Source organism: Paenibacillus sp. UNC496MF, from assembly GCF_900113915.1.
In the GTDB taxonomy this organism is placed as follows: Bacteria; Bacillota; Bacilli; order Paenibacillales; family Paenibacillaceae; genus Paenibacillus_Z; species Paenibacillus_Z artemisiicola.
Map to the genome: position 1 here is coordinate 156471 of NZ_FORE01000007.1, position 21707 is coordinate 178177.

General features: G+C 64.0%; 23 protein-coding genes. 20 read left to right on the forward strand and 3 right to left on the reverse strand.

The annotated features are described in order from the left end of the window. Positions 1 to 24: 24 nt before the first annotated feature. The 18 genes from BMZ79_RS12405 (at position 25) to BMZ79_RS12480 (ending at position 16268) form a co-directional block, all read left to right on the forward strand. Positions 25 to 543, forward strand: a complete 519-nt coding sequence (locus tag BMZ79_RS12405) for a hypothetical protein (RefSeq protein WP_143088946.1) — start codon at positions 25 to 27, stop codon at positions 541 to 543. A gap of 66 nt (positions 544 to 609) precedes the next feature. Continuing rightward, a complete protein-coding gene (locus tag BMZ79_RS34265; protein WP_177222123.1) occupies positions 610 to 768 on the forward strand; it encodes a hypothetical protein in 159 nt (52 codons plus the stop codon). A 94-nt stretch (positions 769 to 862) separates the two neighbouring features. Next, positions 863 to 1669, forward strand: a complete 807-nt coding sequence (locus BMZ79_RS12410) for a hypothetical protein (protein WP_090640565.1) — start codon at positions 863 to 865, stop codon at positions 1667 to 1669. Further along, complete coding sequence (locus BMZ79_RS12415; RefSeq protein WP_090640567.1) at positions 1666 to 1956, forward strand: PqqD family protein; 291 nt, start codon at positions 1666 to 1668, stop codon at positions 1954 to 1956. Before BMZ79_RS12410 ends, BMZ79_RS12415 begins: the two co-directional genes overlap by 4 nt. Then, entirely contained in the window at positions 1949 to 4111 is a 2163-nt protein-coding gene (locus BMZ79_RS12420) for an ABC transporter ATP-binding protein (RefSeq protein ID WP_090640570.1), read from the forward strand. Before BMZ79_RS12415 ends, BMZ79_RS12420 begins: the two co-directional genes overlap by 8 nt. Before the next feature lie 2 nt (positions 4112 to 4113). Further along, positions 4114 to 4611: a DUF1854 domain-containing protein gene (locus tag BMZ79_RS12425; RefSeq protein ID WP_090640574.1), complete on the forward strand. Its 498-nt coding sequence runs from the start codon at positions 4114 to 4116 to the stop codon at positions 4609 to 4611. A 122-nt stretch (positions 4612 to 4733) separates the two neighbouring features. Continuing rightward, positions 4734 to 5051, forward strand: a complete 318-nt coding sequence (locus BMZ79_RS12430; RefSeq protein ID WP_090640578.1) for a lasso peptide biosynthesis PqqD family chaperone — start codon at positions 4734 to 4736, stop codon at positions 5049 to 5051. Between the two features lie 26 nt (positions 5052 to 5077). Next, entirely contained in the window at positions 5078 to 5545 is a 468-nt protein-coding gene (locus BMZ79_RS12435; RefSeq protein ID WP_256252701.1) for a lasso peptide biosynthesis B2 protein, read from the forward strand. Beyond that, the gene (locus BMZ79_RS12440; RefSeq protein WP_090640584.1) at positions 5538 to 6713 is read left to right on the forward strand and encodes a nucleotidyltransferase domain-containing protein; all 1176 of its coding nucleotides are present in this window, start codon (positions 5538 to 5540) and stop codon (positions 6711 to 6713) included. Before BMZ79_RS12435 ends, BMZ79_RS12440 begins: the two co-directional genes overlap by 8 nt. A gap of 77 nt (positions 6714 to 6790) precedes the next feature. Next, entirely contained in the window at positions 6791 to 7249 is a 459-nt protein-coding gene (locus tag BMZ79_RS12445; protein WP_143088947.1) for a hypothetical protein, read from the forward strand. A 143-nt stretch (positions 7250 to 7392) separates the two neighbouring features. Then, complete coding sequence (locus BMZ79_RS12450; protein ID WP_090640588.1) at positions 7393 to 9315, forward strand: asparagine synthase-related protein; 1923 nt, start codon at positions 7393 to 7395, stop codon at positions 9313 to 9315. A gap of 34 nt (positions 9316 to 9349) precedes the next feature. Further along, entirely contained in the window at positions 9350 to 9478 is a 129-nt protein-coding gene (locus tag BMZ79_RS33605) for a paeninodin family lasso peptide (protein ID WP_143088948.1), read from the forward strand. Positions 9479 to 9749: 271 nt separating this feature from the next. Beyond that, the gene (locus tag BMZ79_RS12455) at positions 9750 to 10727 is read left to right on the forward strand and encodes a phosphoenolpyruvate carboxykinase (ATP) (protein ID WP_090640591.1); all 978 of its coding nucleotides are present in this window, start codon (positions 9750 to 9752) and stop codon (positions 10725 to 10727) included. Continuing rightward, on the forward strand, positions 10724 to 12535 hold the full coding sequence (locus tag BMZ79_RS12460; RefSeq protein WP_371263715.1) for an ABC transporter ATP-binding protein: 1812 nt from the start codon (positions 10724 to 10726) through the stop codon (positions 12533 to 12535). The genes BMZ79_RS12455 and BMZ79_RS12460 overlap by 4 nt, the downstream gene beginning before the upstream one ends. Before the next feature lie 226 nt (positions 12536 to 12761). Beyond that, positions 12762 to 13013: a hypothetical protein gene (locus BMZ79_RS12465; RefSeq protein ID WP_090640597.1), complete on the forward strand. Its 252-nt coding sequence runs from the start codon at positions 12762 to 12764 to the stop codon at positions 13011 to 13013. 164 nt (positions 13014 to 13177) lie between these two features. Continuing rightward, the gene (locus BMZ79_RS12470) at positions 13178 to 14113 is read left to right on the forward strand and encodes an ABC transporter ATP-binding protein (protein WP_090640599.1); all 936 of its coding nucleotides are present in this window, start codon (positions 13178 to 13180) and stop codon (positions 14111 to 14113) included. Next, on the forward strand, positions 14106 to 14900 hold the full coding sequence (locus tag BMZ79_RS12475) for an ABC transporter permease (RefSeq protein ID WP_090640601.1): 795 nt from the start codon (positions 14106 to 14108) through the stop codon (positions 14898 to 14900). The genes BMZ79_RS12470 and BMZ79_RS12475 overlap by 8 nt, the downstream gene beginning before the upstream one ends. 180 nt (positions 14901 to 15080) lie before the next feature. Continuing rightward, positions 15081 to 16268 carry a YbfB/YjiJ family MFS transporter gene (locus BMZ79_RS12480; protein WP_090640603.1) on the forward strand — a complete coding sequence of 396 codons (1188 nt, stop codon included), beginning with the start codon at positions 15081 to 15083 and terminating at the stop codon, positions 16266 to 16268. A 79-nt stretch (positions 16269 to 16347) separates the two neighbouring features. Here the strand turns inward: BMZ79_RS12480 and BMZ79_RS12485 are convergent, their stop codons facing one another. Beyond that, positions 16348 to 16842 (reverse strand): bactofilin family protein, encoded by a 495-nt coding sequence (locus tag BMZ79_RS12485; protein ID WP_090640605.1) that lies wholly within the window; start codon positions 16840 to 16842, stop codon positions 16348 to 16350. Between the two features lie 172 nt (positions 16843 to 17014). Here BMZ79_RS12485 and cls point away from each other — a divergent pair, with 172 nt between their 5' ends. Then, positions 17015 to 18442 (forward strand): cardiolipin synthase, encoded by a 1428-nt coding sequence (cls, locus tag BMZ79_RS12490; protein WP_090640607.1) that lies wholly within the window; start codon positions 17015 to 17017, stop codon positions 18440 to 18442. A 96-nt stretch (positions 18443 to 18538) separates the two neighbouring features. Here the strand turns inward: cls and BMZ79_RS12495 are convergent, their stop codons facing one another. After that, positions 18539 to 19771 carry an NAD(P)/FAD-dependent oxidoreductase gene (locus BMZ79_RS12495; RefSeq protein ID WP_090640608.1) on the reverse strand — a complete coding sequence of 411 codons (1233 nt, stop codon included), beginning with the start codon at positions 19769 to 19771 and terminating at the stop codon, positions 18539 to 18541. A gap of 201 nt (positions 19772 to 19972) precedes the next feature. Beyond that, positions 19973 to 20179, reverse strand: a complete 207-nt coding sequence (locus BMZ79_RS12500) for a hypothetical protein (RefSeq protein WP_090640609.1) — start codon at positions 20177 to 20179, stop codon at positions 19973 to 19975. A 242-nt stretch (positions 20180 to 20421) separates the two neighbouring features. Here BMZ79_RS12500 and BMZ79_RS12505 point away from each other — a divergent pair, with 242 nt between their 5' ends. Continuing rightward, on the forward strand, positions 20422 to 21513 hold the full coding sequence (locus BMZ79_RS12505; protein ID WP_177222124.1) for an asparaginase: 1092 nt from the start codon (positions 20422 to 20424) through the stop codon (positions 21511 to 21513). Positions 21514 to 21707: the final 194 nt, after the last annotated feature.

The following is a 21707-nucleotide window of genomic DNA, read 5'->3' on the forward strand; positions in this document are numbered from 1 at the left end:
CTTTAGGACAAGGGAGGGATCGCCGTGGGACGCCTTGGACGAGGCAGGCGGCTGCCGGTGCTGCAGCTGTTCGTCGGCGCGGTCATCGTCGCCGTCATCGGGCTGGCCTGGCACAACGCCAAGCGGCTGCTGCCGGGCAGCGACAGCGAGGGCGCGCTTCAAGCGGTGGAGCAGTTCTACCGGTTCGAGCAGGCGGGAGACTTCGGCAGCGCCTGGGAGCTGTTTCATCCGCTCATGCAGCAGCGCTTCGACAAAGCCGGCTATATACAGAAGCGGGCGCACGTTATGATGCAGGATTTCGGCGTCGACACCTTCGACGTGGAGCTCGGCGCGGCGAAGGCGGTCGCCGACTGGCGGATGGACGCGGCCGCCGCGCCGATTCCGAAGGTCTACCAGGTGCCCGTAACCGAAACCTTCTACAGTCCGTACGGCAACTTCCAGCTGGTGCAGAACTGCTTTGCGGCGTACGAAGCGGGCGCGTGGAAATTGCTCTGGTCATATCAAGCCGACCCCGCACAAGCGCAGCTAGCCGGCGCGAAATAATTGTGCGGAAACGCTTGACTTGATACAATTTGTATCATAAATTAAAGGAAAAGGAGAGTGATTCTCATGAAGAGGTATACGAAGCCGCGGATTCTGACCATTTCCAACCTGAACTTCGGCACGCACATCCCGTCCAACTCGGATTTTGCGAAATGGTGCCGTACGCCGCCTCACGATCCGTTCGAGGCGAAGTTGAAAAAGCTTCTCTGCCGTCATATCCATTAATCGGTAACCGGCAAGCTTGCGGCGGAGCGGACTTCGGTCCGCTCTTCTGCGAAATGGGCGCCAGCCCGACTAACTTCCATAAGGATGGAATCCCATGTACAAATACGAAGCCGTTGTCGGACCGAACCTCCTCTATTTCCAAATCGCGACCGCGCATCTGTACGAATGGGTCGCGGCGCATTTCAAGGCGCTTGAGCCCGGCGTCCGCCCGGACGTGACGGAAACCCGGGGCGCCGAGCTGCGCATCACGATCCACGACTTCTACGGCGGACCCTACGACGATGAAGATCCCGTCATCGAAGACACCGGCTCCGCGATCCTATATATGCGTTCCGACTACAAGCTGATCGCTTCGTCCCATTATTGCGAAGCCGAGATCTACGTCTTCGACGAGCTGGCGATGAAGCACGCGCTGATCAATCTGTACAGCGCCTTCCTCATACACCGCCGCGAAGGGCTGCTCGTGCACTCCTCCTGCCTGATCCAGGACGACAAGGCATACATGTTCGCCGGTCCGTCCGGCGCGGGCAAGTCGACCGTCGTCGAGCTGTCCTATCCGCGCCCGATTCTGTCGGACGAAGCGACGTACCTTCACGTGGAGAGCGACGGCGCGATCCGCGTGTACGATTCGCCTTTCCGCAGCGACGTGGAGACGCCGTGCAGCGTGCCCAGCTGCGCGCTTGCGGGCATCCTGTTCCTGAACCAGTCGCCGGACGTCTACACGACGCCGCTCAGCAAGAGCGACGCGTTCCTGACGCTGCTGGATAAAGTGTTCTATTGGAAGCATAACCGGTTGGAGACGGCCAACATGATTTGGCTGACCAAAGCGGTCGTCCAGCATGCGTCCGCCCATCAGCTTTATTTTCAAAAAAACGCGACTTTCTGGGAGAGGATCTCATGATGAACGAAACGGAGCTTTCGCGCAGAGCGCTCGTGCGCAATGACGCGCAGTTGGAGGTCGCGGAATTGGACGACGAATGGGTGCTGATGAACGTCGACACGCAGGTCGTCATCAAGCTGAACGGACTCGGCGGTTACATCTGGTCGAAGCTGCCGGAGTATCCGAACGTCCATTCGCTGGCCGGGCAGATTCGGCTGGAGTTCGAGGACGGCGGCGACGAGGTGGCGGCGGACGTGGAAGCGTTCATCGAGGATCTGCTCGCGGCGGGGCTCGTGTCCTATGCCTGAACAGCCGTGGCTGACCTTGCAGGCGGATGTCGCCCGCGACCACCGGTTCGAGCGGTATCAGATCTTTGCGACGTCTAGCGCTTTCCAAGTCTCGGACGCGAGCGGCCGCATCGCCATGACCGTACCGAAGGCGTCGATTCTGTCGTTCGAGGTACGGGAGGCGGTCGGCGGCGGCGCGCTCCTGCTCGCGACGGCGGGCGGAACCGTGGAAGCGGGGCGCTTCACGCTCCCTTACCTGGAAGCCTGCCGTCATGCGCTGCCCGCGCTGACGGCGTGGCTCGCCGTATCCCCCGCGGACGAGCCTTCGGAAGCGGAAACCGCCGTCCGGGCGGACAGCCGCGCCTGTCCCCGCTGCGGCAAGCCGGTGAAGCTGGGCCGGTCCAAATGCATGCGCTGCAGCAATAAATGGAGCATGCTGAAGCGCATCCTCGCCTACAGCACCCCGTACCGCAAAGCGCTGCTCGGCAGCGCGATTCTCCTGATCGCCTCCGTTATGCTCGAGCTATTCCCGCCTTTCCTGACCAAGCTGCTCATCGACAATATCGTCTCGCCGGGCGCGAGCTTCGCCGTGCTGGGCGCCGCCGCGGCAGGCCTCGGACTGATCTATGTCGTCAGCGCCGGCATGCAGATGGCGCGCAACTACCTCGGCACCGTGATCGGGGGCAAGCTGATCGGCGATATCCGGCGCGACATGTTCCGCTCGCTCATGCGGCTGTCTCTCCGATATTACGACCGGCGCCAGGTATCCCAATTCATCGGACGGATTCAGGGCGACACGGAGTCGCTCAAATTCGTGCTGAACGAAGGCATCATCCAGTTCGTGTCGCAGCTGCTGCTCGCGGCCTCCATCCTCGGCATGCTGCTCTATATGAGCTGGGAGCTCACGCTCTATCTCCTGCTGCCCGTGCCGCTCATCGGCGCCGGGTTCCTCTGGATCTGGCCGCGGGCAAGGAGGCTCTGGTACAGCCAGTGGCAGTCGCAGATGACCATGCAGAACCGGATCGGGGAGACGCTCCAAGGCATTCGCGTCATTAAAGCCTTCGCCCAGGAAGGGGCGGAGCGCGAGCGATTCGACCGCGCCAACGAGGAGCAGGTCAGGCGGACGGTGTCCATCTCCAACCTGTGGCTCGGGATGGGACCGTTGTTCGCGCTGTCGACGTCCTTCGTCGGCCTGATCATTTGGTTCAAAGGCGGCCGCTTGGTTATGGACGGGGAAATGACGGTCGGGACGCTGATGGCGTTTTCGAGCTACCTGCTTATGTTTTACGGACCGGTGCAGCTGCTGGCCTCTTCGATGAATTGGATGACGCAGGCCTCCAGCGCCGCCGAGCGGGTATTCGAGACGATGGACGCGCCGATCGACGTGGCGGATAAGCCGGAAGCCGAGAGGCTGGAGGCCGTGGAAGGCGAGATCCGGTTTCAGAACGTTCATTTCGGCTACGAGCGCGACACCACGGTGCTGAAGGGCATTCAATTCACGATCCAGCCCGGCGAAATGATCGGCGTCGTCGGTCATTCCGGCGCGGGCAAGACGACGTTGATCAACCTGATCTGCCGCTTCTACGACCCGAGCGAAGGCGCCATCCTGCTCGACGGGCGGGATTTGCGGGACATCGAGCAGGAGAGCTTGCGCCGCCACATCGGCGTCGTGCTGCAGGAGACGTTCCTCTTCGACGGCACGATCGCGCAAAACATCGCGTACGGTCTGCCGGACGCCGATCCGGAGGCCATCATCGCGGCCGCCAAGACGGCGAACGCGCACGCGTTCATCAGCCGGATGGCGGAAGGCTACGACACCATGGTCGGGGAGCGCGGTCACCGGCTCTCCGGGGGCGAAAAGCAGCGGATCGCCATCGCCAGGGCGGTGCTGCTCGATCCGCGCATCCTCATTCTCGATGAAGCGACCGCCTCCGTGGACTCGGAGACGGAGCGGCAAATCCGGCAGGCGCTTGACCGCTTGATCCAAGGACGGACGACGATCGCCATCGCGCATCGGCTGTCGACCCTGCAAGGCGCCGACCGGCTGGTGGTGCTGGACAAGGGCCGGATCGGCGAGGTCGGCACGCACGAAGAATTGTACGCGCGCCGGGGCGCCTACTACCGGCTCGTCGAATCGCAGCAGCAGCTTACGGAATCCCCGCTGGAGGTTGGTTAACCATGTCGAACGTCTTGTATTTGAAACCGAAGCCGAAGCCGGCCGTCGCGCTGCTTCGCCTGCCCGACGGCTCGCTGGCCGCCGAGAAGGACGGCGTCACGCACGAGCGGATCAGATTGATCCGCAATTTCCCTTTCTCGTTCCCCGACAGGTTCATCTCCGTCCGAACGGAGGACGGCGAGGAAATCGCGCTGCTGCGGGATTTGACGGATCTGGGAGAGAGCGGGCTGCGTCTGGCGCAGGAAGAGCTGCGCAGGCAGTACATCGTGCCGTCCATCAAGCGTATTCTTGCCGTGGTCAAGCAGCGCGCCGAATGGGTGTGGCAGGTGGATACCGATTACGGGAAGTGCGCGATACGCATGGAAAACCTGCACGAGCACATCCATCCCGTCGCGCCGGGCCGGTTCGTGCTGACGGACGCGGACGGCCGCCGTTATCTGCTCGCCGGCGTGGAAGAGCTGGATCCGGAAAGCCTCGGCTTATGGCGGAAGATGAATTGAGGGTTCGCGCGAAAGACAATGGCGATCCATGAAAATTTTTGATACATAGTGGAATATTTTCGCAGGTAGTGATACAATTCGTATCATAACGGGATCAAAAATAGGAGAGGGGTCGCATACGCATGAGCACGAACGCGCAGCCGCTGGCGGCGGATACGTGGATCGTTCAGACGTCGGGCCACTTGGCCAGCGATATGAACGGCGAGAAAGTCCTTCTGAGCATAGGCAGCGGGAACTATTACAACCTCGGCCGGGTCGGAGGGCGCATCTGGGAGCTGGCCGGGCAGCCCGTATCGATCGGCAAAATCGAGGCCGTCCTGCTGGGCGAGTATGACGTCGAGGCGTCGGCATGCCGCTCCGAGCTGCTGGCGTTCGTCGAGCTGATGCGTCGCGAATCGCTCGTCCGGGTCGGCGGCGCCGCAGGCGAACCGATCGCGTGAGGCGGGCCGCTCGGCTTGCCCGCGCCGTGAAGCGATTCCGGGCGCTGGACCGGGAACGCCGCTCGCTGCTGCTGGAGGCGTATGCCTATCTGGCTTGGGCCCGCATCCTGAAGGCGCTGCCGTTCCGCTGGACCGTGCCGTCTCTGGGCAGCAGCATGGTCGAAACGCCGCATGAAGGCGATCCTTCGAATGAGGAGCGGCTGCGGCGAATCGCGAGCGCGGTGCATCTCGCGAGCCGGCACAGCTGGTGGGAATGCGCGTGCCTCGTCAGGGCCGTGGCCGCCATGAAGATGCTGGAACGCCGCGGCATCGAGAGCACGCTGTATCTTGGCACGGCCAGAGATGCCGACGGCGCGATGATCGCGCACGCTTGGCTGCGAAGCGGCTCCCGCGTCCTGACCGGCGCGGAGGAGATGGCCGGGTTCGCGGTCGTCGGCGTCTTCGGGAAACGAATCGAAACGGGGGAGAAGCGGAGGGACGCGGCTTATGGCTGATACGGGCGATATGGAAGGGGAATCCCTGCCGAAAGAATTGTCGTTTCTTCTCGGCTTGCTTCGGGAAGAGGAGGAGCCGGACCTCGACGGGATCGACGACCGTGGACCCGATCCGGCGCTGGATTGGAACGCGGTGCTCTACTTGGCGCAGCATCATCGGATTTATCCGACGGTCTACGAACGGCTGAGCCGGCTGGAGGGCAATCGCGTGCCGGAAGCGGTGGGCCGCGAATTCGAGGCGCTTTACCGGCTCAATACGTTTCACATGCTCCATCTCTCGGGCGAAATGGAACGCGTCTGCGCGGCCTTCGCGGAGAGAAGCGTTCGCTGCCTGCAGCTCAAAGGACCGATCCTGGCCGGCGAGCTGTACGGCGATCTGTCCAGACGGACGTCGAAGGATTTGGATATGCTGGTGTACGAAAGGGAGTTAGAGCAGGCGGAACGCGTTCTCGCTGAGCTCGGCTATGTCTCGGAAGAGGAGCCAGCGGTCTTGAATTCTCGCAAGCGGGTATCGCATCATGCCTCGTATTGGAACGACGAACGCGGCGTGCAGATCGAGATTCATTGGAAACTGAACGGTTACGGCATGCCGGAGCCGGGGTTCGAGGCCTTATGGGAACGTCGCCGCCGCAGCGAGCGGTCGGGCGACCCCGTTTACTTTCTCGGTCCCGAGGACCTCTTCCTTCACTTGGTGACGCACGGCGCCCGCCATGGCTGGTTCCGGCTGCGCTGGCTGACGGACCTGGACCGGCTGGCGCGCCAAGGCTTGGACTGGAAGGGGCTGCTTCCGCACCTGCGGCGCTATGACGCCGAGCATCTGGCGGGACAAGCCTTCCTGCTGATGTTCCGCCTCTTCCGCACGCCCGTGCCGCAGGAAACGGCGCCGATCACCTGCAGCCGGCAAGGAGAACGGCTGGCCGAGGCCGCGTTCGAGCTGATCCGGACGCCGCTCGACCCGCGCGTGAATTTGAAGTTCGAGCGCTACTTGCTCGCGTTTCTGCCATGGCGCCAGCGGCTGCGTTACGTCGCCGCCCTCTTGTACCCCAGCGCAAAGGACGCAAGGGCCGTTCCGCTGCCGAAGCCGCTGCACGTGCTTTATTTCGGCCTGCGTCCGATGCTGCTCGTATGGCGGCTGCTTCGCGGCGGCGAACGGAGTGACGCTGCCTGATTGGGGCGGATTTGTCGCGCTCTTGGTGATACATATTGTATCTGAAATCGATTTTATTGTGGAAGAGGCGGAATGCTGTGAACATGACGAACGGCAAAGCGCGAAGAGGCGCGGTGCGCATCCGGATCTGGAACGGCGTGAAGGCCGACGTGGCGATCGACGACGTCTTGGGCAGCAGAGTGGAGTCGAAGGCGACGCCCGTTCTGATACGGGATGTCTGCCCGATCGGCGTGCGCTTCCTGACCCATCTTCGCTTCCCGGTCAGCCCGGACTACCGGATCCGGCTGTCCTTGAGCTTCGGCGAGTGGACGTTCAGTCTGGCGGGGTACGTCGTCTGGCGGCGGAAGGAAGAGAATCTGTACGCGTACGGCTGCCGGTTGATACCCGATCCCCAAATCCGGCGGGCGCTGTCGGCCGCCCTGAAGGAGAAGCTGGGGCTGATGATTCCCGAACGGCGGCGCATTCTCAGCCTGTACCAGCAAATGCTGGACGGCGCCGCGGTCCCGTCCTCCGCATACATGGATACGAGTCTATGAGGTCGTCGAGCGCGTCCGACTATCGTCCGGCAAAGGCCGGGATATTTTTTGATTCCTTAGTTACAAAATGTATCGAAATAGGGTAGAATCGAACTAGTCGAACAAGTGGGCAAATCGAACCGGCATTGGAGTTGGAAGGACCTATGAGCGCGATCATCGGCTTGCTCTATGAGGACGAAGCCCGTCCGGGCGATGACGCGATCCGTACGATGATGCGCGCGCTGGATCGCTATCCCGCCGACGATAGGCGGGTTTGGAACGACGGGCGAGCGGCGCTTGGCTGTCATGCGCAGTGGATTACGCCGGAGTCCGTTAAAGAACCGATGCCGTATTACGACGAAGCCGGCCGGCTGGCCATCGCGGCGGACGCGATTCTGGATAACCGGCACGAGCTGTACGACCGGCTGAACATCCCGTACGGCCAAGGAAAATGGATGTCCGACGGCGAGCTGATCCTGCGTGCGTACCGCCGCTGGGGAGCGGACGCGCCGGGTTATCTGATCGGCGATTTCGCCTTCGTCATTTGGGACGAACGGGCGCAAACGCTGTTCGGCGCCCGCGATTTGGTCGGAAACCGTACCTTGTATTATCATGCATCGGACCGGCTGTTCGCCTGCGCGACGGTGGCCGATCCGCTGTTCGCCCTGCCCGGCCTGAAGAAACGGCTGAACGAAGCGTGGCTGGCCGAGTTTTTGGCGATCCCGTCCATGCTCGACTGTGCCGATCTGCACGCCGCGCCTTATGACGGCATTCGGCATTTGCCGCCGGGCCATTCGTTTACGGCCGGAGGCGGGAAGCTTAAGCTGCGCCGATACGGATCGCTCATTCCGATGGAAGAGCCGCCGGGGCTCCGGTCCAACGGCGAGTACGAGGAAGCATTTCGCGACGTATTTATGAAAGCGGTATCATCGAAGATGCGCGCCCGCAAAGGAATCGGGTCCAGTCTCAGCGGCGGCTTGGACTCCGGCGCGGTGGCCGCTTTCGCGTCGGCCGCCCTGCGCGGCACGGGGAAGATGCTGCGGGCTTACAGCTACGTGCCGCAAGCGGATTTCTCCGACTGGACGCCGAAGAGCCGGTTCGCCGACGAGCGGCCTTATATCCGGGCGACGGCTCGCCATATCGGCTTAAGCGAGCAGCAGGACTTGGAGTTTCCGGGCGGGAGTCCTTGGACGGCGGTGGACGATTGGCTGGACCTGTTGGACGCTCCGTACAAGTGCTTTGAAAATTCGTTCTGGATGACCGGGATCTTCGAGCAAGCGGCGCGGCAGGACATCGGCGTGCTATTGACTGGCGCGGGCGGTAACCTGACGGTGTCGTGGGGCTCGGCCGTCGATTATTACGGCTTGCTGGCCAGACGGCTGCGGCTGCTGAAGCTGGGCCGCGAAATCCCGCGCTTCAGCGAACGGATGGGCATCGGCAGGTCCCGGCTGCTCAAGATGGTGCTGAAATCCGCTTTCCCCGTGCTGGACAAGCCGGCCGGAGAAGAGCCCGCCTTGATTCATCCGGATTTCGCCAGGACGTCCGGGGTAGAGGAGCGGCTGAGACGGCGGGGAATCGGACCGGCTGCCTCGCCCGCCGATTTTATTCGAGCCCGGCTGGACGAGTTCGAGTCGCTGACGTTTCCCCATATGACGGGCAACTTGGAGACGAGACTGTCGCTGCGTTACGGAATCTGGGAGCGGGACCCGACGTACGATCCCCGGGTAATCCGGTTCTGCTTGTCGGTACCCCTCGAGCAGTATGTACAGGACGGCGTCGACCGCTCGCTCATGCGGAGGGCCACTCGCGGTTATCTGCCCGACGAAGTCCGGCTTAACCAGCGTTATCGCGGCGTGCAAGGGGCCGATTGGATCCATCGGATGCGGCCGGAGTGGCGGGCGTTCATGGACGAATTGAAGCGGTTATGCGCCGACAGCGTCTCCGCGCAGTTCCTGAACGTCCGTCAAATCAAAGCGTCCATGGAGGCGGTCGGCACGGAGCCGCGTCCCGAGTTGGCCTTCGATTCGAACGCGAGACTGCTGATGCGCAGCCTGATCGTCTACCGGTTTCTGAAACGGTTGGCCTGAGGCGGCGCTTCGGCATTGAAGGGAGGTGAACAACGTGGAAAAGCAGTCGAAGAAAGAATGGACGACGCCTACGCTGGAAGTGCTCGACATCAAGAATACGATGCATGGAGCCGGTGGCTCGATCGTAGACAAGAATCGTATCGATGCGAAGCATCCGAGCTAATCCGCCCGGGCATGTAACGGGACTGGGGAGGTCATGGCCGATAGGCGGCCGAAGTGAAGGCGCCTATCGGCTAGACTCATAAGCTGGATACGTAGGCTGGGAACGTAGGCTAGATAGTAGGCTTGGTACATAGGCTGCTTAATAGGCTAGACACAGCGCTAGGTTCAATATAATAGATAGGTAAATAAGCCAGATACATAAGCCAGATACATTAGCTAACTATTTCAACTCTATACATATGAGCTAGACTCATCGGCGAAAGGAGACAATCATGATCACGACCGCACGCGACTATCGCTATACCGTATTCGGCCTGCGGGTCGCGAGCGAGTTCGAGCTCGCCGAGCTGCGGGTCGCTAGCGCAGAGGATGATGCGGCCGGCGACGCCGGCGGGAGCGCCGTCGAGATTCGGCGCGGCGAGCTTGCCGCGGAATGGGCCGCGCACGGCGCCGAGGCCGAAGCGAACGACGATTGGCTCGCGTTCCCGGCGCACGGCGTACTGTTCCGCGTCCCGGACGTCGCGATCTATCGCATCAGCGACGGGGAGCGGATCGTCGTGTCGCCGTTCCCGGGCGCGGACGACGCGCTGCTGCGCCTGTACCTGCTCGGCACGTGCATGGGCGTGCTGCTGATGCAGCGCCGCATGCTCCCGCTGCACGGGAGCGCCGTCGTCATCGAAGGCCGCGCGTACGCGATCGTCGGCGAATCCGGCGCCGGCAAATCGACCTTGGCGGCGGCCTTCTTAAGCCGAGGATGCCGGCTGCTGACCGACGACGTCATCGCGGTCGCGCCGCGAAGCGCCGACGGCGCGCCGCTCGTCTATCCCGCCTATCCGCAGCAGAAGCTGTGGCAGGCGAGCCTGGAGCGGCTTGGGATGGACGCGGGCGCGTACCGGCCGCTGTACGACGCCAAATTCGCCGTGCCGGTCGCGGCCCGCTTTTGCGAGCGGCCCGTCCCGCTTGCCGGCGCGTTCGAGCTCGTCCGATCGGAGGACGACGCGGCGGTCGGGCTGCGGAGCATCGCCGGCATCGAGCGCCTGCCGGTGCTTCGGCGGCATACGTACCGCGATTTTCTGATTCCTCTGCTCGGCGGGGAGCAGTGGCACTTCGAACGGATCGCGGACTTGGCGGGCCGCATCGGCCTGTATCGGCTGAGCCGGCCGGCAGTCCGGTTTAGCGCGGGCGAACTCGTCGACGCGGTGCTCGAGGCCGTGCGCGGCGAAGCGCGGACCGGGGAGCGGACGACGTGACGGAACTCTATCAATATATGAAGCAGCTGCATCGCTACGCGGGCATCCGGCTGTACGCGAATTTGGCCGGCATGCTGGCGACCGGCATGCTGGAGGGAATCGGCCTGTTCCTGATGGTGCCGATGCTGGCGCTGATCGGGGTGTTCGATTCCGGCGCGGCGGCCGGCGTGCCGTTCGTCTCGCACGCTGCCGCCCTGCTGGGCGGCATCGAAGACCGCTGGAAGCTGCCTGCCGCGCTCGGCCTGTTCGCGGCCGTCATGGCGGGACAGGCGTATTTGACGCGGAGCCTGACGGTGTTGAACGAATCGATCGAGCAGGGCTTCATCCGCCGGATGCGGCTGGACGTCTACCGGGCGCTGATGCGCGCGGAGTGGTCGTTCTTCCTGAAGAAGCGCAAATCGGATTTCATCCATATCATGACGCAGGAGCTGTCCCGCGCGAGCTACGGCATCTACCTGGCGCTCCGGCTCGCGACGACGCTGCTGTTCACCGCGGTGCAGGTCGGTCTGGCCGCCTGGCTGTCCTGGCAGCTGACGGCCTCCATTCTCGCCGCCGGGGCTGCGCTGGCCCTCGCGCTGCGGCCGATCGTCCGGAAGTCCAAGACGAACGGCGCGGAGTCGACGGAGCTGCATCAACGCTACTATGCGGGCATGACCGAGCATTTCAACGGCATCAAGGACATCAAGACGAACGGCATGGAAGCCGCGCACCTGAGCTGGTTCGAGCGGCTGTGCGAGGGGCTGGACGACAACGCCGTCCGGTTCGCGAGACTGCAGGCATCCTCGCAATTCTATTACAAGGCGGTCTCCGGCGCGCTGATCGCGGGCTTCGTCTACCTCGCCTTCGAGGTGCTCCGCGTCGAATCGGAGAAGGTGCTGCTCGTCGCCGTCCTGTTCTCCCGGCTGTGGCCGAGGTTCCTTGCGCTGCAAGCCAGTCTGGAGCAGCTCGTCCAATCCCTGCCCGCCTTCAAAAGCCTCTCGGAGCTGCAGCGCGAATGCGAGACGGAAGCCGAGGAGAACGTGGCGGAAGCCGATGACGACGACAATACGCCGGGCATGCGCATGGAGCGGGGCATCGAATGCCGCGGCCTCGATTATCGGTACGACCGGAACGGGGCCGCCTACGCGCTTCAAGCGATCAACCTGACCATTCCGGCCAACGGCATGACCGCCATCGTCGGCAAATCCGGCGCGGGCAAAAGCACCTTGATCGACCTGCTCGTCGGCCTGCTTCGGCCCGAACGGGGCGAGGTGCTCGTGGACGGGCGGCCGCTGGCCGGCGCGGAAGCCCGCGCGCTGCGCAGGAGCGTCGGCTACGTCTCGCAGGACCCGTTCCTGTTCCATGCCAGCATCCGGGACAATCTCGCGATCGCCCGCCCCGGCGCGAGCGAGGACGCGATGTGGGAGGCGCTGCGCGCGGCCGCGTCGGAGACGTTCGTCCGGCGGCTTCCGCTCGGACTCGACACGGTGCTGGGCGACCGGGGCGTCCGCCTCTCCGGCGGCGAACGCCAACGGATCGTGCTCGCGCGGGCGCTGCTGCGCCAACCGGCCGTGCTCGTGCTGGACGAAGCGACCAGCGCGCTCGACGGCGAGCACGAAGCGCGGATTCAGGAAGCGCTGGACCGCCTGAAGGGCAGCATGACGATCATCGTCATCGCCCACCGGCTGTCGACGATCCGGGGCGCGGATCAGGTCGCGGTGCTGGAGAGCGGCCGGCTCGCGCGGCTGGGGGAGTATCGGCAATTGGCCGGCGAAGAAGACGGGCCGTTCGGAAAACTGCTGAGCTATCAGCGCACGAGCAGCGGGTGAGGCGAAAGCCGGGCCTGCCGCTTTTTTTGTTTTGCCCATTTTCGTAAGCGATTTCAGAAAAAAGCGTCTTCACGGCGACAAAATTTCGGCCCTTCCGATTGACAATTGGCGAATGTTGTCATATTCTAATCTTAATTGATACGAAACGTAACATGTAATTCATATTTTGATACAAAAGGTATATAAATAGAGGGGACATTCGATACCGTAAAAGGGGAGATCCATGATGAATAAGGATCAATTTTATTGCGTCGGCTGCGGGAAACTGACGGGCAACGCGGAAGCGGACAAGCTGTTCACGACGGGCTTTTACCGGATCGTTTACCGTCTCGGCTGCTGCAAGGCTTGCTTGAAGCGGGCCGCCGAAGAGGACCGGCAGCAGCGGAGCCGCACGCTCCCGCAGGATGCGCCGCCCTATGGCAGGTTCTCGGCGATCGGCTTCGAAGCGCCGAAGGAACGGTTCCTCGTCTTTAATTGATCGCCGACCGATTCACTACGTTTCCCGCGCATGATCTCGCCGCCCGCTTCGCCCCCGTTACCTTCCCGCCTTCCAATCGCTTCCTGCATTCGGTATACTGATGGGGACAAGACGCGGGTCCGAGCGGCAACGCCAGGGCACCGCGGTTACGGGGGGTTAGGACAATGGCGTATGGGACCGTATCGGACGAGCAGCCGATCGTGCGGCTGCAGCAGGTCACGAAGGTCATCGGCAAGCGGACGATCATCGACGGCTTGACGCTCGACATTCCGCGGGCGGAGGTGCTCGGCTTTCTGGGGCCGAACGGCTCGGGGAAGACGACGACGATCCGGATGATGGTCGGGCTGATGCGCATGACCAAGGGCGACGTGCTGATCGGCGGGCACAGCGTCCGCGACGAGTACGAGCAGGCGATCCGGCATGTGGGCGCGATCGTCGAAAATCCGGAAATGTACAAGTATTTGACCGGGTATCAGAATCTGCTTCATTTCTCCCGGATGGTGCCGGGCATCACGAGCCAGCGGATCGACGAGGTCGTCGAGCTGGTCGGGCTGAAGGAGCGCATCCACGATAAAGTGAGGACCTATTCGCTCGGCATGCGGCAGCGGCTCGGCGTGGCGCAGGCGATCATGCACAAGCCGTCCCTGCTCATCCTGGACGAGCCCACGAACGGGCTCGATCCGGCGGGCATCCGCGAGCTGCGCGACTACCTGCGCAAGCTCGCCAAGGATGAGGGCATCGCCGTCTTCGTCTCCAGCCACCTGCTGAGCGAGATGGAGCTGATGTGCGACCGGGTCGCCATCATTCAGGGCGGCAAGCTGATCGACGTGCGGCTGATCCAGAGCGGCGCGCAGCTTGCCGAGACGAGCGGGCCCGTGGTGTTCGAGGTCGACCGGCCGGACGACGCCGTGCGGCTGCTGGCGCGGCACGAGCCGGCGCGCGTGGAGGAAGGCGCGCTCGTGCGGGCGGACCGCGAGACGGTGGCGGGGATCAACGCGGAGCTGGTCGGAGCGGGCATTAAGGTATACGGGATTCGCGTCCTGAACAAATCGCTGGAGGACCAATTCCTCGAGATGACGGGAGGCCAACAGCTTGTATAACTTTTTGCAGCTCGTCCGCAACGAGAATATGAAGATTTACCGGCGCATCGGCACGTGGATCATGTTCGGCATCATTCTGCTGATCGTCATTCTGCTCAGCGTCCTGTCGAAGTCGTTCGACAAGGGCGGGGAGTCGATGTGGAGCGTCATGAACAGCATCGAGCAGTTCAGCTACCTGCTCGTCACGATTTTCACGGTCGTGGTGTCGGCGGAGAGCGTGGCGGGGGAATTCTCCTCGGGTACGATCAAGCTGCTGCTCATTCGGCCGTGGAGCCGTTCCAAAATCCTGCTGTCCAAGTACGTCGCGCTGCTGCTGTTCGCGCTGCTCATGACCGTTGTCATGCTGGGCAGTTCGTTCGTGCTGAACCTGATTCTGTTCGGCTACGGCGACGCCAAGACGGCGAGCGACGCGCTCGGCGTTCCGAACAGCTCCGGCCCGTTCAGCTATATGATCCAAGCGTACATCCTCGATTATATCGGGCTCATCATGATCGTCACGTTCAGCTTCATGCTCTCGACGCTGTTCCGCAGCGGAGGGCTGGCGATCGGCCTGTCGATGTTCATCTACTTCTTCGGGATGATCGGGAGCAACCTGCTGATGATGCTCGAGTACAAGTGGGTGGACTACCTGCTGTTCCTGCACCTGAATTTGAAAGGGTACTTGGGCAGCAAGGAAATCGCCCGCGGGATGACGCTCGGCTTCTCGCTCGCCGTGCTCGCGGGCTACTACATCGTGTTCGTCGCGATTACGTGGCTCGTGTTCAACCGGCGGGATGTCGCGACCTGACGGCTTCCCGGGCATCGCGTTCCAAGACGGCTCCTGACTTCGGTCGGGGGCCGTTTGCGTTGGTATCAGCCATTCAGATGCCAGGCATCGGTATCTCGTATTAACCGCGATGACAAGAGGCGCGGTATGCTGGAGATACAAGCTTGCGTCTAGCGCAGATATCGGGAGGGAACGGTAACCATGGAACGACCTGCAAGCGAACGTAAAACGATCCTCGTCCTGCTCGGAGGCGCGGCTGCTTTAATCGTCGCGATGGGCATCGGGCGGTTTGCCTTCACGCCGATCCTGCCGTCGATGCTGGATCGGCAGTTGTTCACGGCCGCGGGGGCCGGTTATTTGGCTTCAAGCAATTATTTGGGGTATTTGCTCGGCGCGGTCGCGCTCACGCTGGTCCGGGTGAAGAACCGGTCCGCGGTGCTGGCCGCGGGACTGCTCGCCAGCATCGCGACCACGTGGGGCATGGCGGCTTGCGGCAGCCTCGACGGCTGGCTGGCGCTCCGCTTCTTGTCGGGCTTCGCCAGCGCGGTCGTCTTCATCCTCGTATCCGGCATCGTGCTGGAACGGCTGTCGGCGCTGCAAACCGGTGTGTTTTACGGCGGCGTGGGCACGGGCATTCTGCTGACCGGGCTTTCGGTTCCGCTGCTCAGCCGGCAAGGCGACTGGAGCGCGGCCTGGCAAGGCTTGGGGGCGATCAGCCTCGTCTTGGGCGCTGCGGCGTGGCCGGCGCTGCGGGTTCGCTCCGGCGGGGCGAAGCCGTCCGTCCAGGCTGCGATTGCCGCTCCGCCGTCCGACGCCCGCCGGATCGTCATCGTGCTGATGATCGCCTACGGGCTGGAAGGCTTGGGGTATATCGTAACGGGGACGTACTTGGCGGCCTTCGCCAAGACGGTCTCGAGCCTGCCGAATTTGGCGTCGGTCAGCTGGATGGTGGTCGGCGTCGCCGCGGCGCCGTCGTGCCTCGTCTGGTCGCTGCTTGCCTCCGCGTGGGGGAAGAAGCGGACGCTGACCGCCGCCATGCTGCTGCAGGCAATCGGCATCGCCCTGCCGGTGCTGGCGCCGTCGTCCGTCGCCGTGTTCGTCGGCGCGTTCCTGTTCGGGGCGACGTTCATGGGCATTACGACGCTATTCGTCGCCTACGCCAAAGAGCTGTATCCGCAGAACAACCGGACGATGATCGGCTGGCTGACCGCGTTCTTCGGGCTCGGGCAGATGATCGGGCCGCTCGTCGCGGGCATCCTGCTCGCGGGGAACGGCGGTTATCGCGAAGCGCTGCTCGGCGCGGCGAGCATCGTTTTGCTGGGTGCGCTGAGCCTGTCGCTCGGCATCGGCCGTTCGTCGGGACGGGCGGCGTTGAATCGGACGGTTTAGGAAGGCTTCGCGGCCCGCGAAATCGAAAGCGCCCGGAATTTTTTCGTTTTTCATGCGGTTCGTGGCTTTGCAGACGCGCTCACCCGGTTCGTTCGGCGCCTCTGATGTCCGCCCGGCTACCCGCCTGCCGGGATTTTTCCTTGGCGGGGATCTCCTTGGCCGGCTGAGGGGCAGGCTGCGACGGATCGTGCTCCCGCAGATGGCGCGGCTTGGATTCCGTCTGGCGTTCCATGCGACAATGGCCGTTATAGATCCCTCCGTCCTGAACGAGTATCGAATGCGCCAAAACGTTGCCGTGCGGCTGGCCGGAAGCGGCGATGGTCAGGCGTCCCTTGACGTTGACGTCGCCGAAGACCTTGTCGGCGATCGTCAGGATCTGCGCCGCGATGCCGGCCCGCGCGATGCCGTATTCGCCGACGATGACGTCGCCTTTGCATGCGATCTCGCCTTGGAATTCGCCTTCGATCCGAATGCCGGAATCGCTCGCCAGCTTGCCTTCCGCGCGCGTCCCGAGGCCGATGGTCGTTTCGGCGTAACCGATCCGTTTGGAGTCTTGGACATCGCGTCGATTCATCCTCCTTCCTTCGGTGGTAACGTGCTAATAGCTATTTATTCTTGGACATGAGGAACATGCTATGGCGCATCGGGGATCGTCCCTGCAAAGGGGATCCGCGATGTATAGGGCCCGGCGGTTGCGAGCAAGCTAAGGGGTGCGGCATCCGGGCCGACTCGGGGGGAGGGGCGCCATGATTTGGGCATTGCTCGTACTGATCGTCTTCATTTTTCAAATCGCGACGATACTCGTGCTCGAGTACCGCCGCCCGTCCAAAACGGTGGCCTGGCTGCTTATCCTGTTCGCGCTGCCGATCATCGGCTTCGTCATGTACTACTTCCTGGCGCAGGAATACAGGCGGCGGCGGACGCTGCGCCGGCGGGGCGTCGTCCCGAAGGAGACGATGCTGCAGGCGCTGCTGCGCTGCAAGCTCGTGCACCGGCCGGAGGACATGCGCGGCGAGGAATTCCGCAGCCAGGAACGATTGTACCGGATGCTGCAGAGCATGACGTTCTCGCCGATCACCGGCTGCAACGAGACGACGGTGCTGACCAACGGGGACGCGACGTTCGCGGCCATGCTGGCGGCGATCGAGGAAGCCCGGCATCACGTGCACGTGGAATTTTATACGATCCGCGACGACGGCATCGGACGCCAGCTGAAGGACGCGCTGATCCGCAAGGCGCGGGCGGGCGTGGAGGTGCGGGTCATCTACGACGGTCTCGGCAGCCTGGAGCTTCCGGCCCGCTACGTCCGCGAGCTGACGGAAGCGGGCGTCGAGACGCAGTGCTTCCTGCAGGCGAAGCTCGCCTTCTTCAACAAGCGGATGAACTTCCGCAATCATCGCAAAATCGTCGTCGTCGACGGGCTGGTCGGCTTCGTCGGCGGCATCAACATCGGCGACGAATACCTCGGCGGCAACCCGAAGCTCGGCTTCTGGCGGGACACGCATTTGCAGGTGAAGGGGGATGCCGTGTACTTCTTGCAGGAAGTGTTCATCCAGGACTGGTGGTTCACCGCCCGTAAGCGGCTCGCCAAACCGGCGTACATGCCGGCGCACGCCTGCAAGGGCGAGGAGCAGGTGCAGATCGTGGCCAGCGGGCCGAACAACAAGGACGCGGCCATCCTGGAATGCGTCTTCGCCGCTCTGGCGGTCGCCAAGACGCGCATCTACATTACGACGCCGTACTTCATCCCCGACCCCAGCGTGCTCATGGCGCTGCGCACCGCGGCGCTGAGCGGCGTGGACGTGCGCATCATCATCCCTTACGTGGCGGATACGAGGCTCGTGCTGTTCGCGACGTTGTCGTACGTGGAGGAATTGGTCACGGCGGGCGTGCGCGTCTACCGGTATCACGGCGGCTTCGTGCACGCGAAGGTGGTGATCGTGGACCGGCTGCTCGCGTCGGTGGGGACCGCGAACATGGACATGCGGAGCTTCTTCAGCAATTTCGAGATCAACGCGCTGCTGTTCGACGAGAAGGCGATCGAGCGGCTCGAGAAGGACTTCATGGCGGATTTGGCGTCGTGCGAGGAAGTGAACCGGTCGCATTTTCAGCGGCGGCCGGCGTGGCAGAAGGCCGGCGAGATGGCCGCGAGAATGCTGTCGCCGCTCCTGTGAAGGAGCGGCTTTTCGGCAGTTTGCTTATTGGCGAAGGACGGTATCGCGGAATGGCGGGACGACGAAAAACCGGCAGGGGCGGCGTCGGACGCCGGGTCAGCTCGGCTGGAGCGACGGGCGGTCGAGCCCGACGATGCCGGCAAGGGGATGCTTGCGGCCGAGAATGAGCGCGCGGAGCAGCCCGGCGCCGATCATGCTGTAGACGGTGCCGTTGCCCCCGTAGCCCAGGCAGTAATAAACGCGGGGCCACTTCGGATCTTCGCCGATGAACGGCAAATCGTCCCGCGACCGCGCGAAGGTCGCGTTCCATTCGTAGTCGGGCCGCGCGTCGAACGACGGGAAGAGCTCCTGCACGCGCGCCGACAGCTTCTCCGCGATGCGGTCGCGGGCATTGTGCCCGGCGAGGGGCTGGCCGTATGGCTCGTCGTAGCCGCCGGCGATGACGCGGCCGTCCTCGGTCAGCCGGGTATAGAAATAAGGACGGGCCGTCTCCCAGATCATATAGCGCCCGTACCAAGGCGACAGCTCCCGCTGCGGCGGGGTGACGATGACGCTCGAACGGTCCATCTCGGACCGGATCAGGCGGCCGCGCAGCTCCTCCGGCTCATAGCCGACGGCGTAGACGACGTGCTTCGCGCGGAGTTCGGGGCCGGCGGCGGTTCGCAGAACGTGCGTGCCGTCGCCGGCCGTTTCGTGGGCGACGATATCGGTTTGTTCGTGTGCTTGCAGGCCGAAGCGCGCGGCGGCCTCGTCGACGACGGCATGAACGAACCGGTACGGATTGACCTGGGCGTCCCCGTGCGTGACGATGGCGCCGGGCTTGCGGAACGGGTAGCGGGCGCCGATCTGCTCCGGCTCCCAATATTCGACGTCGAAGCCGGCGGTCTTCAGCGCTTCGTATTCCCGCTTCAGCTTCGGCACGTCCTGATCCGTGCTGGCGCAGTACAGGCTGCTCGCGGGTCTGTACTCGGCGTCGATCGGGAGCGCGGAGGCGATCGCGCCGAGATCCTGAACGGCCTCGGCGCAGGCGCGGTAGAAGCGGACCGCGTCCCGCTCGCCGATCCGGCCGATCAGCTCCGAGAGCATAATGTCGTTGCAATACTGCAGCAAGCCCGTATTGGCGAGCGAGCTGCCGGCGGCGACGCCGCCGCGCTCCACGAGCGCGGTCCGCAGGCCGGCGCTTGCCAAGACATAGGCGACGACGGCGCCGGACATGCCGCCGCCGACGACGGCGGCGTCGACGTCCGCCGAATCGCGGAGCGCCGGGTACGTACGGGGATGGGGCAGCGTTTCCTGCCAATACATGCGGCCTTCGTGCAAATCCTTCATCTCTCATCATGCCTCCCGCGGGTATTATGCCCAATTCCGGCCGCAAAATGAACCGGCGGAACCGGCGACGGACCGGACCGTCCGGCCGCGCGACGCGGACCCGTGCCGCCGGCAAGCGGCGGACGGGCGGCGAACGCCGCGGCCCGGTCCGGGGGCAGCTCAAAAAAGAGGGGGAGCGCCCCTCTTTCGTCCTTGCCGCGCCTACTCCTGTATCGGATCCGGAACCAGCCCTTCTTCCTGCAGCTGGCTGTTCGTTTTCATCTGCTTCATGTCGTGGCCGAGACGCTTCAAGTCCTGCATATCCTGCACCATCGAGCCGTTCTTCGCCCGCTCGACCGGCTCGGATTTGCGGCCCGCCTGCCCGGCGGACGAAGCCTGCTGTTCCCGGAGCGGATTCGCTTCCGTCATCGTCGTCACTCCTTTCGGGTTCGGCTTAAGCTTTACTACACGCGCGGGCGGAGATTTGAAACGCTCCCGGCGGAACGTCGCGGCGGCAGGCGCGTCTGTCGAATCGCGGAGATGCGAAGCGGCGCCGCGGCGCATAGGCTGTCGTAGCGCGTGGGATGGTAGGAGACAAACGCGATTTCGTGGTACAATCAGGTGTTGGCATTATACGCTGTACAGCTTTGGAAACGACAGGGGATAGCAGGATGATCAATCAAACACCGACGCCGGCGGACGTGCTGGGCGTGCCGCTTGTCTGCTCGACGCGCGGCGGCGTCGTGGAAAACGTGCACGCCGGCCATGCCGCGGTCGTCTCCGCCTCCGGCGAGCTATTGGCGGAGGCGGGCGACGCCTCGATCCGGACGTATATGCGCTCGACGGCCAAGCCCGTCCAAGCGCTTCCGGCCGTCATGGGCGGCGTGGCCGAAGCCTTCGGCCTGGGGGACGACGCGATCGCGCTCATGTGCGCGTCGCACCAAGGCACGCCGGCTCATGTCGAGGCGTTGGAGCGCATGCTCGCGCTGACCGGCGTCCGCGAGGAGCAGCTCGTGTTCGCGCCGCAGCTGCCGGCGAACCGGGAAGCCCGCGACGAGCTGCTTCGCCGCGGGGGCGGCCCGCGCAAGCTGTACCACGTCTGCGCGGGCAAGCATATCGGCATGCTGGCGCTGTGCAAGCTGCGCGGCTGGCCGATGGAGACGTACGCGGAGCCGGAGCATCCGCTGCAGCGGGAGGTGCTGCGGACGGTCGCCGCGCTCGCGGATCTCGAACCGGACGCCGTCGGCTGCGCCGTCGACGGCTGCGGCTTGCCCGTGTTCGCGCTGCCTTTATGGCGGCTCGCGCTGATTTACGCGCGCTTCGCCGCGTGGGACGCCGCCGCCGGCCCCGGCGGCGCGACGGGCGCTTCGCCCGCGGGCGCGGAGCGGGCGGGCGGCGCCTGCGCCGCGGCGGCGGCCCGCATCGCCGCCGCCATGCGCCGCCACCCGGTCCTGGTGGAAGGACCGGACCGGCTGGCGAGCGTGCTGCTTGGCGACGGGAACGTCGTCGCCAAGAGCGGCGCGCAGGGCGTGTTCGTCTTCGCCCTGCGCAAGGAAGGCATCGCCGGCGTCGTCAAGCTCGCAGACGGAGGCGAAGCGCCGTGGCCGGAGGCCGTCTGCGGCATGCTGGAGCAGCTCGGCCTCGGCGAAGACATCGTCGCCGCCGTTCGGCGGAGCTTGCCGCCGGAGATGGTCAACGACGCCGGCCAGGTGACCGGCCGGCGCGAGCCGTGCCTGCGGCTGCGCCGCTTCGATCGGGGCTAGCGCCCTTGCAAGCCCCTTGAACCGGTTTCCGATCGGGACCGGTTCAAGGGGCTTTTTTGCGCGGTTTCGCGCCGTTCGGGCCGCCCGGCGGAGACGCGTTCGCGGGGCCGGGGCGTTTCAAGCCGCGGGCAGACGGTGTATAAGCCAAGTAGCAAGGGGCGGCAACGCCGACAACGAAAAACCGAAAGGGTGAT

What these genes read in the sequence shown, in the direction of transcription:
- BMZ79_RS34265 (WP_177222123.1), top strand. Translation starts at nt 610, where the DNA reads ATGAAGAGGTATACGAAGCCGCGGATTCTGACCATTTCCAACCTGAAC.
- BMZ79_RS12410 (WP_090640565.1), top strand. Translation starts at nt 863, where the DNA reads ATGTACAAATACGAAGCCGTTGTCGGACCGAACCTCCTCTATTTCCAA.
- BMZ79_RS12415 (WP_090640567.1), top strand. Translation starts at nt 1,666, where the DNA reads ATGATGAACGAAACGGAGCTTTCGCGCAGAGCGCTCGTGCGCAATGAC.
- BMZ79_RS12420 (WP_090640570.1), top strand. Translation starts at nt 1,949, where the DNA reads ATGCCTGAACAGCCGTGGCTGACCTTGCAGGCGGATGTCGCCCGCGAC.
- BMZ79_RS12425 (WP_090640574.1), top strand. Translation starts at nt 4,114, where the DNA reads ATGTCGAACGTCTTGTATTTGAAACCGAAGCCGAAGCCGGCCGTCGCG.
- BMZ79_RS12430 (WP_090640578.1), top strand. Translation starts at nt 4,734, where the DNA reads ATGAGCACGAACGCGCAGCCGCTGGCGGCGGATACGTGGATCGTTCAG.
- BMZ79_RS12440 (WP_090640584.1), top strand. Translation starts at nt 5,538, where the DNA reads ATGGCTGATACGGGCGATATGGAAGGGGAATCCCTGCCGAAAGAATTG.
- BMZ79_RS12450 (WP_090640588.1), top strand. Translation starts at nt 7,393, where the DNA reads ATGAGCGCGATCATCGGCTTGCTCTATGAGGACGAAGCCCGTCCGGGC.
- BMZ79_RS12455 (WP_090640591.1), top strand. Translation starts at nt 9,750, where the DNA reads ATGATCACGACCGCACGCGACTATCGCTATACCGTATTCGGCCTGCGG.
- BMZ79_RS12465 (WP_090640597.1), top strand. Translation starts at nt 12,762, where the DNA reads ATGAATAAGGATCAATTTTATTGCGTCGGCTGCGGGAAACTGACGGGC.
- BMZ79_RS12470 (WP_090640599.1), top strand. Translation starts at nt 13,178, where the DNA reads ATGGCGTATGGGACCGTATCGGACGAGCAGCCGATCGTGCGGCTGCAG.
- BMZ79_RS12480 (WP_090640603.1), top strand. Translation starts at nt 15,081, where the DNA reads ATGGAACGACCTGCAAGCGAACGTAAAACGATCCTCGTCCTGCTCGGA.
- BMZ79_RS12485 (WP_090640605.1), bottom strand. Translation starts at nt 16,842, where the DNA reads ATGAATCGACGCGATGTCCAAGACTCCAAACGGATCGGTTACGCCGAA.
- cls (WP_090640607.1), top strand. Translation starts at nt 17,015, where the DNA reads ATGATTTGGGCATTGCTCGTACTGATCGTCTTCATTTTTCAAATCGCG.
- BMZ79_RS12495 (WP_090640608.1), bottom strand. Translation starts at nt 19,771, where the DNA reads ATGAAGGATTTGCACGAAGGCCGCATGTATTGGCAGGAAACGCTGCCC.
- BMZ79_RS12500 (WP_090640609.1), bottom strand. Translation starts at nt 20,179, where the DNA reads ATGACGGAAGCGAATCCGCTCCGGGAACAGCAGGCTTCGTCCGCCGGG.
- BMZ79_RS12505 (WP_177222124.1), top strand. Translation starts at nt 20,422, where the DNA reads ATGATCAATCAAACACCGACGCCGGCGGACGTGCTGGGCGTGCCGCTT.